This is a genomic window from Hoeflea sp., assembly GCF_984452065.1.
Genome location: NZ_CFHWAF010000089.1, coordinates 1 through 12,321 on the forward strand (window position 1 = coordinate 1; position 12,321 = coordinate 12,321).

General features: G+C 62.2%; 12 protein-coding genes and 1 pseudogene. 8 read left to right on the top strand and 5 right to left on the bottom strand.

Going from position 1 to position 12,321, the window contains the following annotated elements; translation table 11 throughout:
* The coding region (locus AC5E6N_RS16245; protein WP_491748793.1) for an acyl-CoA dehydrogenase family protein at positions 1–1,255 on the top strand (1,255 nt) is incomplete at its 5' end.
* Here AC5E6N_RS16245 and AC5E6N_RS16250 read toward each other — a convergent pair.
* Positions 1,237–2,172: an AEC family transporter gene (locus tag AC5E6N_RS16250; protein WP_491748794.1), complete on the bottom strand. Its 936-nt coding sequence runs from the start codon at positions 2,170–2,172 to the stop codon at positions 1,237–1,239. The genes AC5E6N_RS16245 and AC5E6N_RS16250 overlap by 19 nt on opposite strands.
* A 237-nt stretch (positions 2,173–2,409) precedes the next feature.
* On the opposite strand from AC5E6N_RS16250, the gene AC5E6N_RS16255 reads away from it, so the two are divergent.
* Entirely contained in the window at positions 2,410–2,769 is a 360-nt protein-coding gene (locus AC5E6N_RS16255; RefSeq protein WP_491748795.1) for a DUF6105 family protein, read from the top strand.
* Here AC5E6N_RS16255 and ruvX read toward each other — a convergent pair.
* Entirely contained in the window at positions 2,718–3,200 is a 483-nt protein-coding gene (ruvX, locus tag AC5E6N_RS16260; RefSeq protein WP_491748796.1) for a Holliday junction resolvase RuvX, read from the bottom strand. The two genes, AC5E6N_RS16255 and ruvX, sit on opposite strands and share 52 nt — an antisense overlap.
* A gap of 95 nt (positions 3,201–3,295) precedes the next feature.
* Between ruvX and AC5E6N_RS16265 the strand changes: the two genes are divergently transcribed.
* From AC5E6N_RS16265 to AC5E6N_RS16290, 6 genes and pseudogenes are all read left to right on the top strand, one after another.
* Positions 3,296–4,003 (top strand): metal-dependent hydrolase, encoded by a 708-nt coding sequence (locus tag AC5E6N_RS16265; protein ID WP_491748797.1) that lies wholly within the window; start codon positions 3,296–3,298, stop codon positions 4,001–4,003.
* 108 nt (positions 4,004–4,111) lie between these two features.
* On the top strand, positions 4,112–4,399 hold the full coding sequence (gene gatC, locus AC5E6N_RS16270; protein WP_491748798.1) for an Asp-tRNA(Asn)/Glu-tRNA(Gln) amidotransferase subunit GatC: 288 nt from the start codon (positions 4,112–4,114) through the stop codon (positions 4,397–4,399).
* Positions 4,400–4,466: 67 nt separating this feature from the next.
* A complete protein-coding gene (gene gatA, locus AC5E6N_RS16275) occupies positions 4,467–5,948 on the top strand; it encodes an Asp-tRNA(Asn)/Glu-tRNA(Gln) amidotransferase subunit GatA (protein WP_491748799.1) in 1,482 nt (493 codons plus the stop codon).
* 301 nt (positions 5,949–6,249) lie between these two features.
* Complete coding sequence (locus tag AC5E6N_RS16280) at positions 6,250–7,779, top strand: ankyrin repeat domain-containing protein (RefSeq protein ID WP_491748800.1); 1,530 nt, start codon at positions 6,250–6,252, stop codon at positions 7,777–7,779.
* A gap of 94 nt (positions 7,780–7,873) precedes the next feature.
* Positions 7,874–8,331: pseudogene (locus tag AC5E6N_RS16285) on the top strand (GNAT family N-acetyltransferase).
* Between the two features lie 145 nt (positions 8,332–8,476).
* A complete protein-coding gene (locus tag AC5E6N_RS16290; protein WP_491748801.1) occupies positions 8,477–10,369 on the top strand; it encodes a PhoX family protein in 1,893 nt (630 codons plus the stop codon).
* 75 nt (positions 10,370–10,444) lie between these two features.
* On the opposite strand, the gene sigJ is transcribed toward AC5E6N_RS16290, so the two are convergent.
* The 3 genes from sigJ to AC5E6N_RS16305 all read right to left on the bottom strand — a co-directional run.
* Entirely contained in the window at positions 10,445–11,323 is an 879-nt protein-coding gene (gene sigJ / locus AC5E6N_RS16295; RefSeq protein ID WP_491748802.1) for an RNA polymerase sigma factor SigJ, read from the bottom strand.
* Positions 11,323–11,766: a carboxymuconolactone decarboxylase family protein gene (locus AC5E6N_RS16300; protein WP_491748803.1), complete on the bottom strand. Its 444-nt coding sequence runs from the start codon at positions 11,764–11,766 to the stop codon at positions 11,323–11,325. The genes sigJ and AC5E6N_RS16300 overlap by 1 nt, the downstream gene beginning before the upstream one ends.
* A 123-nt stretch (positions 11,767–11,889) precedes the next feature.
* On the bottom strand, positions 11,890–12,321 hold a 432-nt coding region (locus tag AC5E6N_RS16305), incomplete at its 5' end, for a LysR substrate-binding domain-containing protein (protein WP_491748804.1).

A 12,321-nucleotide genomic window follows, 5' to 3' on the forward strand; every position in this document is an offset into this window, starting at 1 on the left:
GGAATGCGGACATCTGTGTCCCGTCACAATGACCAATGCGTCGCTTGCCTCGATCCGCCAGAACCCGTCCGTTCACAAGATCTGGGCGCCCAAGATCCTGTCGAGAAGCTACGACTCCTCGCAAAAACCGGTGGGCGCGAAAAGCAGCGCCACCATCGGCATGGGCATGACCGAGAAGCAGGGCGGAACCGATGTGCGCGCCAACACCAGCCGGGCGGACAAGGCCGGGGAGGGGGTCTATCGGCTCACCGGCCATAAATGGTTCATGTCGGCGCCGATGAGCGATGCATTCCTGATGCTGGCGCAAATGCCGGAGGGGCTTGGCTGTTTTCTCGTGCCGCGCTTCCTCGAGGACGGCAAGACCAACGGCCTTCAGTTCCAGCGCCTGAAGGACAAGCTCGGCAACCGTTCCAACGCGTCGAGCGAGGTGGAGTTCGCCAACGCCTATGGTTATCTGCTCGGCGAGCCGGGAAAAGGGGTTCGCACAATCCTCGAGATGGTGACGCTGACGCGCCTCGACTGCGCGCTTGCATCCGCCGGTATCATGCGCGCCTCGCTGGCCGAGGCTGTCCATCACTGCAGGCAGCGCCAGGTGTTCGGCAAGACGCTCATCGACCAGCCGCTGATGGCGCGCGTCCAGGCTGATATGGCGCTGGATGTCGCCGCCGCGACCGCACTTGTGCTGCGGCTTGCCCGGGCGTTCGACAACGCCGCCGGCGACGAGCAGGAGGCGGCCTATGCCCGGGTTATGACGCCGGTGATCAAATACTGGATATGCAAGATGGCGCCCGCTCTGATCTATGAAGCCATGGAGTGCGTGGGCGGCAACGGTTATGTGGAAGAACGCGCTCTGGCGCGTCACTACCGCGAAGCGCCGGTCAACGCCATCTGGGAAGGTTCGGGCAATGTCATGGCGCTCGATCTCCTGCGCACGCTGGGCAGGGATACGCAGCAACTCGAGGCGGTGATTGCGGCCATTGCGGCCGATCTCGGCCCGTTTTCGAAGCGCACGGTCGATGTGCTCACGGCGGCGACCGCATTGTGCCAGCGCGACGAGGGCGCCGCCCGCCTGCTTTCGGAGCAACTGGCCTATTCGGCGGCCACCGCCGAACTCTACCGGCTTGGCGCGGGGCGGATCGCCGATGCCTTCGCGGAGTCGCGGATGGCCGGCGCCTGGCGCACGACCTACGGCATGCTGGACATGCGCTTCGATGCCGGCCAGATCGTCTCCCTGCTTTATCCCGAGGCGAGATAGCCGGCGGCGAAGATAACCAGCGGTATGGTGAAGAAGGCGGCCGCCGTCTGCAAGGTGGTGACGGTGGCGTAGAGCGTGGCATCGCCGCCCATCTGCCGTGCCAGCAGATAGCCGTTCATCGCCGTCGGAACGCTGCCGCAGATGGCCAGGAGTATCAGCGTTTCGCCCTGGGCGCCGGCCAGAGCGCCGATCAGCACCATGAGCGCCGGGTGGGCGAACAGCTTGAGGAGGACCGGGAGTATGGCGATCGGCTTGGGCCTGACCGTGTCGCGGATGCGCAGGCCGGCCCCGACCATCAGCAGACCCATTCCGAGCGCGGCGCTGGCGATGAGATCGATTGCCTGTTCCAGCGGCGCGTAGACGGGAATGGCGAAATATTGAAACAGCAGGCCGGCCGCACAGGACAGGATCAGCGGATTGGTGGCCAGCTTGCGCGTGAAGACGCGCAGGTCGCGGGTCGGGCTGACAAACCAGACCAGCATGACCACATTGCCGAAATTCAACGGAATGATCACCAGGGCCATGACAAGGGCCGTCAGCGCCAGGCCGGTGTCGCCAAAGAGCTTGTCGGCGATCGCCAGTGCGATGAAGCCGTTCCAGCGGGTCGCCGTCTGGAAAACGGTTGAATAGGCCGCGCCCGATACGCCTCTTTTGCGCATCACCGGCCACAGCAGCAACATCAGCGCAAACATGATGGCGATGGTGAACAGGGATGCGATGCTGATTTCGGTGAGTTCAAGGCCGCTGAAGTCGGCGCGATAGAGCGTCAGGAAAAGCAGCGCCGGAAACAGGACGAAGTAACCGACCTCCTCAAGCCCGTGCCAGACGTTCCGGTCGACAATCGGCAGGCGCTTGAGAACGACGCCAAGCATGACGATCAGGAAGATCGGAAGAATACTCTCGAATATGGGCAGCATGGATCAATCGCCGACGGGTCAAACAGCGTCTCTTAACGCCCGCGGGGTGGCGGCACAAGCAGGCATGCGTGTGTTCGAGGCTGAATATTAACCTTAACAAATGGTTTACGTTGCACCGGCCGGCAAATCGCAGCACAGTCACCGAAGCGCGTCGTATCCGGAAAAAACCGCGGTGGTTTTCCCGGAAAAGATGCCTTTGCCCCTGGATCGAGGGGCCCGCAGGCGAGGACAGACCTTATGAAATGGTTCCTGATATTGTGGTTTGTGCCGATTGCATTGATCACGTCCTGGTACGGCCTGTCCTATCACGACATGCATTTCGGCATCTTCATGCTGACCCGTCAGGTCCATGACATGGTGTTCCAGATCTACGGGAACATACTGGGTATCGCGCCGGAAACCATTCCGCCGCTTTTGTTCAAGGCCATTGTGATCGACAGTCTGATTGTGCTCGGCATCGCCGCGTTCCGCTGGCGCAGGCAGATCACGGCCTGGATCAGGCAGCAGCGTGCCCCGGCCGTCGCCGAAACGGCGACCGGGACCGCTTATGCCGAGTTGCCGGCCGAAAGCGAGGAGAGCCTGTCCAGGGCTCCCTGAAGAATAAAAGCCGCAGCCGCCGAATCGATGCGGTCCGCGCGTTTTTTCCGCGACACGTCCATTTCAAGCAACGCCCGTTCGGCGGCGACGGTTGAAAGCCGCTCGTCCCAGAATGCGAAGCCGAGATCGGTCTTGCCCTCGAGGTTGCGCACGAAAGCGCGCGTCGCCTGGGCCCGCGGCCCCTGACTGCCATCCATATTGACGGGAAGTCCGATAACACAGCCGCCGACGCGTTCGGCTTCGAGCATTGCCAGCAGCTTGTCCGCGTCCCTGGTGAAACACGTCCGGCGCAGGACGTCCCGCGGCGTTGCCAGAGACAAGCCGAGATCACTGACGGCGATGCCGATGGTTTTGGTGCCGAGGTCGAGGCCGGCGAGAACCGATCCCTCGGGCAGGCCGTGTGCCAGTTCCTCCAGCGTCATGACACTCATGGTCGTAAATCCTTTTTGCCGGGGTTGGTTCTTTTCATGGGCGCTGTCAACCCGTAAGCTGTCAGCCGAATACCAACATTCAGCGGGGCATTTCCATGAAAATTCAGTGGCTGGGACATTCGGCGTTTCGTCTTGAGACGGCCAAGGCAACCATACTGATCGACCCGTTCTTTACCGGCAATCCAAGCTTCGAGGGGCAGGACCGCAAGAGCGCCGTCAAGGATGTCTCGCATATCGTCCTGACGCACGGCCATGGCGATCATGTGGGCGACACGGTGGAGATTGCCAGGGAAACTGGCGCGACCGTCATTTCGAACTATGATTTGTGCATGTGGCTCGGTCACCACGGCGGCCTGGAGAAGCTCGATCCGGCAAACACCGGCGGGACCGTTCATCATGACGGTTTTACCGTGACGTTCGTCAATGCGCTGCATTCCTCGGCGCACATCACCAGCGACGGTGTGTCTCACTGCCTCGGCAACGCCAATGGCGTTGTTCTGCATTTCGACGATGATCCGACGCTCCTGCATATGGGCGATACGGACATTTTTTCCGATATGGCGCTCATTGAAGAACTGCATAAGCCGGAGATCGGGATTGTGCCGATCGGAGACCGGTTCACCATGGGCGGTGCCGTGGCCGCGCTCGCGTGCCGGCGCTATTTCAACTTTTCAAGCATCATTCCCTGCCATTTCGGCACCTTTCCGATCATCGATCCGACCGCGGACAAGTTCGTTGCCGCGATGGAAGATGAGGCGGGGAAAGTCCGCACGTCCGATGTCGGCGGCTGGACTGAATTGTAGCGATCGGCGGCCGGCGGGATCGAAACCGGTTCCCTGAACACTTGCCCTGACGCGGCGCCGCGTTTATAGCCACGGTCTGAAAACCCCAACGTTCGGAGCGAAATCCCGATGTCTGTCGATCTTGCAACGGTCAAACGTGTTGCCCGTCTTGCCCGCATTGCCGTCACCGACGATGAAGCGGCGAAGATGGAGGGCGAGCTCAATACGATTCTGGGCTTTGTCGAGCAGCTCGATGAAGTCGATGTCGAGGGCGTGGAGCCCATGACATCGGTCATGCCCATGCCGATGAAGAAGCGCCAGGACGTCGTCAATGACGGCGGCAAGGCGGGCGATATCGTTGCCAACGCCCCGCAGACGGACGAGAACTTCTTCCTTGTCCCGAAGGTTGTCGAATAACCTGATTTCAAAGCGGCCGGGCCGGGGCGGCCGCGGCACCAGTTGCCCGAAGAGTGATCAAAAGACAATGAGCGAACTGACAGGCCTGACCATCGCGCAAGCGCGTGAAAATCTGAGGAACGGCGAAATCAAGTCGATCGAACTGACGGACGCCTATCTGTCGGCCATCGAGCGGGCGAATGCCTCCATCAATGCCTATGTCGCCGTGACCGCCGACAGGGCGCGCGAACAGGCGGCGCAGTCGGACGAAAGGCTTGCAACAGGCAAGGGCGGAGCGCTGGAGGGCATTCCGCTGGGCATCAAGGACCTGTTCGGCACGGAGGGTGTGCACACGCAGGCCTGCAGCCATGTCCTCGACGGCTTCAGGCCGCGTTACGAATCCACCGTCACGTCCAACCTGTGGGCCGACGGCGCGGTGATGCTCGGAAAGCTGAATATGGACGAGTTCGCCATGGGCTCGTCAAACGAGACATCCTATTACGGTCCGGTCACGAACCCGTGGCGCGGCAACGACAACAACAAGGCGCTCGTGCCGGGAGGATCGTCGGGAGGTTCGGCGGCCGCCGTTGCGGCGCATCTTTGCGCCGCCGCGACCGCGACGGATACCGGCGGCTCCATCCGCCAGCCTGCCGCCTTCACCGGGACCGTCGGCATCAAGCCGACCTATGGACGCTGCTCGCGCCGGGGGGTCGTCGCCTTTGCGTCATCGCTCGATCAGGCCGGCCCGATTGCGCGTGATGTGCGCGACGCGGCGATCATGCTCAAATCGATGGCTTCCAGCGACCCGGGGGATACGACGTCCGTGGATATCCCCGTGCCCGATTACGAGGCCGCCATCGGCCAGTCGGTCAAGGGAATGCGCATCGGCATTCCCGAAGAGTACCGCATGGATGGCATGCCGCGGGAAATCGAAACCCTGTGGCAGAAGGGCATCGCATGGATGAAGGATGCCGGCGCGGAGATCGTGCCGATTTCGCTGCCGCACACCAAATACGCGCTGCCGGCTTACTACATCGTGGCACCGGCGGAAGCCTCGTCCAACCTGGCGCGCTATGACGGCGTGCGTTACGGTCTGCGCGAGCCGGGCAAGGATATTGTCGAAATGTACGAAAACACCCGAGCGGCGGGGTTTGGGCCCGAGGTCAAACGCCGGGTGATGATCGGCACCTATGTGCTGTCGGCAGGCTATTATGACGCCTACTACCTCAGGGCGCAGAAGGTCCGCACGCTGATCAAACGCGATTTCGAGACCGTGTTCGACAACGGTATCGACGCGATCCTGACACCGGCGACACCTTCGGCGGCTTTCGGTGTTGCCGATGAGGACATGGCCACCGATCCGGTCAAGATGTACCTGAACGATATCTTCACGGTGACGGTGAACATGGCCGGACTGCCCGGCATCGCCGTTCCGGCCGGGCTCGACGACAAGGGCCTGCCGCTCGGCCTGCAGCTTATCGGAAAGCCGTTCGAGGAAGAAACGCTGTTCCGCCTGTCGCATGTGATCGAACAGGCGGCCGGCCATTTTGAAGCCGGCAAATGGTGGTAGCGCGTCCCGGTTCGGGAAACCGCCAATCGGGTCGGTGACGGAGCAATGTCATGCATCAGTCGGTTCCGGAAGGCTTTGCGCCGATTACCCGCGCCAGCGGTGTTTTCAGCATTCTCGACGGCAAGGCTTGAGCCATCCGGTCGTCTTGCCCGGCGCATAACTCTCGGTTAGTGTGATCGCGCCGCGCGAGGCGGCACCCTGATCCGCGGAAAGCCGCATCGGCACCTCGACCTAACATCAGGCCAAATATCGGTCGTCTCGGGCCCGAACAGCGGATCGGCGGGCATAAGCGAGGGTACCGATGTCTCAAAATATCGATAGATTGCGCCGTGAGGCGAAAACACTCAAACGCAATTTTGCCGCCGGCAATCCGGACGCAAGGGAGCGGGTGGAGGCTGTGTTTGCCGATGCCGACGCGCTCAAGCACACGCAGGCGCTGCACGTCATAGCCAGGGAGCAAGGTCACAAAAGCTGGCCGCAGCTCAAATTTGCGCTCGAGGTTGCCAATATGGATCGCGAGCAGCGGTCTGAGCGGCTGCGCATTGCGCTCTATTACGGCCAGCACTGGGTGACCAAGGCGCTCCTGGAACAGGACCCTGACCTGCCTCAAAGCAGTCTCGGCCTTCAGATCGCTCTTTATGACAAAGCCGCCGTTGAAGCTGCGCTTTCCGCCGATCCCGAGGCGGCGACCCGCCGCATCGGCGTGCGCAGCCCCATCCTTCATCTGTGCTTTTCCCAGCACATCCACGCCGAGCCCGAGCGGGCGGACAACATGATCGCCATTGCCGAATTGCTTGTAAGCCAGGGCGCCGATGTAGATGACAGCTTTCCCTTCGAGCAGGGCGGAGAGCATCGGCTTTCGGCCCTTTATGGAGCGCTGGGGCATGCGAACAATATGGTCCTTGCGCGTTGGCTCCTGGACCATGGCGCCGACCCGAATGACAATGAATCGCTCTACCACTCAACGGAACTCGGGCATCACGACGGGCTCGTCATGCTTCTGAAGCATGGCGCCAAAACCGATGGCACCAATGCGCTTGCACGGGCGATGGATTTTGATGATCTCGAGGCTGCCCGGCTCCTGTTGGAAGCGGGCGCCGATCCGAATGAGGGCGCGCTGCCGCACCCCTCCGGTCAGCCTTCGCTGGCAATTCCTTCATTGCATCAGGCAGCGCGGAGGATGTGCTCGGCCGAGATGGCGCGATTGCTGATCTCTCATGGGGCCGACGGGACCTTTGCCTATCGTGGGCACACGGCCTATGCGCTGGCGCGCATGCGCGGCAATCCGGCGATTGCCACGGTGATCGAAGATGCCGGGCAGGCAACGCAGCTCGATGCGACCGAGGCACTGCTCGCGGCCGCGGCGGACGGTCGGGTCGAAGGCAAGGTCGATCCGGCAAAACTCGACGATGAAACCAAGCGCATGATGTGCCGGGTCATCGGCTTTTCGGGCCGCCTTGACCATATCAAGCGCCTTCAGGCCATCGGGATCGATCCAGACTGGACGGACGAGATGGGTATGACGGCCATCCATATTGCCGGCTGGGAGGGTTATCCGGAGGCGGTTGAATGGTTGCTGACATTTGATCCCGATCTGTCGCATGAGAACGATTATGGCGGCGACCTGCTTGGAACCATCGTCCACGGCGCCGAGTTTTGCCCCAACCGGTCCTCGCGCGATCATATCGGCTGCGCCCGGCTGGCCCTTGAGAAGGGCGCGCCGCTGAGGCGGCGTGGAATCGATCTCTGCGGCGCCGAACACATGACCGAGTTCCTGCTGGACTGGGCCGATGCCCACCCCGAGCAGGTTGTCGGCCAGAACCCCGAATAGAAGCTTGGCCATGGCGGCGGACGTGCCGACGATCGAAACGGAGCGACTGCGTCTGCTTTGCTGGCGTCACGCCGATCGCGACGCTTTCGCCGCCATGAATGCCGATCCGGTTGTGATGGCGGACCTCGGCGGTCCGCTCGGGCGCGCCGACAGCGACAGGAAGTACGACCACTATCTGGCCGTGCTGGATCGGTTCGGTTTCAGCCGCTGGGCCATTGAAGACCCGGGCGGCGAATTTCCTGGCTATGCGGGCGTGATGCCGCGCCGCGGCAAGCATCCGCTTGGCGACCACGATGAAATCGGATGGCGGCTTGTTCGTTCCGCCTGGGGCAGGGGCTGGCGAGCGAGGCCGCCCGGGCTGCGCTGGACGATGCCTTTTTACGGCTCGGTCTCGACCGGGTTCTGGCCTATACCGCCGAGGATAATCCGCGGTCGCAGGCGGTGATGAAACGGCTGTCGATGGAGCGGGATGCGTCGCTCGACTTCTCGCAGACCGGTTCCGCCGGCAAAGCGTGGCGCTGGTTGGTCTGGATCGCGCGGCGGTCCCCGTGACATGTTTGTTTTCAGGTTGTCACAAAAGCTTTGAAGTGCATCAATAGTGGTGGAGGTCCGGGGCGTGATTGACCAGCCCCCGAACAGGGGAGCGCATGTCGGCCAACGCCCGGCACTTCAACATAGACAATTTGAGGAGCAAGCCATGTCATCAGCCAGCCACGAACCTTTGTCGTTCGACGATTTTGACGAGGAAATCAACCCGCGCCCCGAGGAAACCGATTTTGACCGCATCGTCGAGGCGGCCATCAATCGGCGCGGTTTCCTTGGCGGCACCCTGGCGTTCGGCAGCTTCGCCATGCTGGGCGGCACGCTGGTCCCGTCCGGCGCGCAGGCCGCGTCCGACCGTTTTGCATTTACCCAGATCCCGGCCAACACCGACGATGCCGTGACAGTGCCGGAAGGTTACAAGGCCGATATTCTGGTTCGCTGGGGTGATCCGTTGTGGTCGAATGCGCCGGAGTTCGACCATGCCACACGCGGCACGGCCGACAGCCAGGCGCGCGCCTTCGGCGACAATATCGACGGTATGGAAGTCTATGCCATCGGCGACAAGATGGTGCTCGTCGCAAACAATGAATATACCAACCGCAAGATTTTGTGGGGCAACCGCGAAGAGGGCAAGGCCACGGTCGATGACGATTTCAACAAGGGCAAGATGGCCCATGGCATATCCATTGTTGAAATCGCTCCGGCGGACGGTGGCTGGACCATCGTCAAGGACAGCCCCTTGAACCGGCGCATTACGCCGGACACCGAGATCGACATCGCAGGTCCTGCGTCCGGTCACGATCTCCTGAAGACCGCCGCCGATCCGACCGGAACGAAGACACTCGGCACCTGGAACAATTGCGGCAACGGTTCGACTCCCTGGGGCACATACCTTGCCTGTGAGGAAAACTTCAACGGCTATTTCTCCGCGGCCGACGAGGAACACAAGGTCTCTCCGGAGCTTGACCGCTACAGCATTTCCTCCAAGGACTGGGGTTACGGCTGGGCCAATGTCGACGAGCGCTTCGACGTTTCCAGGCACCCGAACGAGCCGAACCGTGCCGGCTATGTCGTCGAGATCGACCCGACCGACCCGAACTCGACGCCGAAGAAGCGCACGGGGCTCGGACGCTTCAAGCACGAGAACGCAGAGGTCGTCGTCAACAATGACGGCAGGGTCGTCGTCTATATGGGTGACGATGAGCGCGGTGAGTTCCTCTACCGCTTCGTGTCCGACGGCGTCTTCGCAACGGGGGGCGATACCAGTTCGCTGCTCGATGAGGGGACCCTGTCCGTTGCCAAGTTCCACGACAACGGCACCGGCGAGTGGCTGGATCTGACACCTGAAACAACGGGCATGGCCAACAAGGCCGAGATTTGCGTGCACACGCGTCAGGCCGGTTCGGCTGTCGGGGCGACGACGATGGACCGTCCTGAATGGGTGACCTCAAACCCCAATATCGCCGAGGTCTACTGCGCTCTGACCAACAACAAGAACCGCGGCCTGAAGCCCAACAAGGGCGGCGATGAGACCCCGGTTGGCGGTCCGAACCCGCGCGAGGCCAACAATTACGGCCAGATCGTACGCTGGCGTCCGGCCGACGGCGACCATACGGCGAAGGACTTCACCTGGGATCTGTTTGTGCTTGCCGGCAATCCGGCCGTCCATCAGGACGCCAACAGGGGTTCCGACAACCTCAACGCCGACAACATGTTCAACTCGCCGGACGGTCTGAAGTTCGATTCCAGCGGACTGTTGTGGATCCAGACGGACGGCAACTACTCCAATGCGGAAGGGTTTGCCGGCCACGGAAACAACCAGATGCTGGCGGGCGATCCGGTGACCGGTGAAATCCGCCGCTTCCTGGTCGGACCGAAGGAGTGCGAAGTCACCGGAATGACCTGGAGTCCCGACCGCAAGACCATGTTCGTCGGTATCCAGCATCCGGGCGAGCGGGGCGACAGCCACTGGCCGGAGGGCGGCGATGCCGTGCCGCGTTCCGCCGTCATCGCCATCACCCGCAACGATGGCGGCGTGATGGGCTGATCCCTGGCAGATCAAACGCGATGGCCCCCGCTCACCCGAGCGGGGGTTGTCAGGGCGGCATCCCGGCAATTTCGCCTATGTGTCCTTGAAGGCCGAGAGCTTGTCCGGATTGCGCATGATGAGGACCCGGGTAATACGGCCGTCCGCGTTGCTTGAAAGGCTGATGACCGCATAGACACGAGCATCGAGCGTAAGGGCAAGTCCTGCCAGGCCGTTGATCGTTGTCCGCTCCACGTCGCCGAGCAGCCAGTTCTTGCGCCAAAGACCGTTGAGGAACCGGGCGACACGATTTTGTCCGCGCACAACGTTCATGGCGGCCAGGACCTTGCCGCCTCCGTCCGCCCACATTTCGACCTCGCTGCTGAGCAACGCCTCGAGAGGCTTCAGTTCGCCGGTTTTGACTGCGAGGAGGAACTCGTTCAAAAGCCGCTCGCGCATGCCGGCGTCCGGCTCAAATCGCCGGCCTTCGGCCCGTGCGCTCTTTCGTGCCCGGGCGACGAGTTGGCGGCAGGCCGGCTCCCGACGGTCGAGAATGTCCGCGATACGGGCATAGTCGTAGTCGAAGACGTCGCGCAGAAGAAGCGCGGCGCGTTCGGCTGGGCTGAGGCGCTCGAGCATCAGCAGAAAAGCCATGGACAGCGTGTCGGCCAGTTCGACATCGTCCTCGGGACCCGCGACCGGCTCCGGCAGCCAGGGGCCGACATATTCGGTGCGCGCACGCTTGGCGCTGCGCAGCGCGTCTATGGCGATGCGTGTGCAGGTGCGCACCAGCCAGGCTTCGGGACTGCTGATCCCGTAACGATCCGCGTTCTGCCATCGCAGATAGGTTTCCTGAACAACGTCGTCGGCCTCCGCCGCAGTGCCGAGCATGCGGTAGGCAATGCTCCAGAGGCGACGGCGCGCCGCCTCGAACGGCGCGGCAGGGCCTTGATCTGCGGCGGAGGAAAATCTCATCAGGCGGCTCTGGTTCCGTGGGCGCCGACGCCGAGCCTGTTCCACGCGTTGATCGCGGCGATGCAGGCATTGATCGCGGCTATTTCCTCAACGTCGAAACTGGCCTCCAGGTCGGCAAAGAGCCGATCGAGGTCGGCGCCGCTCGACGCGTCGGTCAAGGCCTCCGTCCAGGCGAGCGCGGACCGTTCGGCCGGGCTGAAATGCTCCGTGTCCCGCCACACGATCACGGCGGTGAGGCGTTCTTCCGTGTCGCCGTCCTGACGGCCCTCGCGGCTGTGCATTTCGACACAATAGGCGCAGCCGTTCATCTGCGAGGCGCGCAGCTTGATGAGGTGTTTGAGTTTGGCGCTGATCCTCGATCCGGCTATCGCTGTCTCCATGTCCAGCAGTCCCTGGATGAGTTGGGGGGCGCTCTTGTGGATATTGAAGCGGGTAAGGCCCATGAAATGTCTCCGTTGTCTTGACGATCATACAGCGTAAAGCCGCACGACAGTAAGACGAGCGGGTGGGGCGGTTTGTGACATGCCAAGATCGCTTTTTGCGGCGAATTCTTGCGCCGGCTGCGGCTACGCTGTGCAGGACTTTCGGAAAATATCAGCAATTTCCGTCAGTTGCTCTGACAGTGGATTGGTCTTGCGCCACACCATTCCAACAGTCCTGCTGGCCTTCAATCCGGACAGGCGTGCGGTCGATACCGGCGCCGAGCGGGTCTCGACCGGGACCGCCATCTCCGGAATGAGCGTCACCCCGATGCCGGCGGCGACCATCTGAACAAGCGTGGACAGGGAACTTCCCTCCATAAGTTCCGTCGGCGAGGACAGGGATATGTTGCAGAAGGAGAGGGCCTGCTCGCGAAAGCAATGGCCTTCTTCCAGCAGAAGCAGCCGCATTTCGCGCAGCACCTCGGGCGGGGGGACAGGCTTGTCGGCATCCTCGAGCGGACGGACCAGAACAAATTCCTCGGTAAAGAGCGGCAGTTCGTTGAGCAGCGGGTCGGA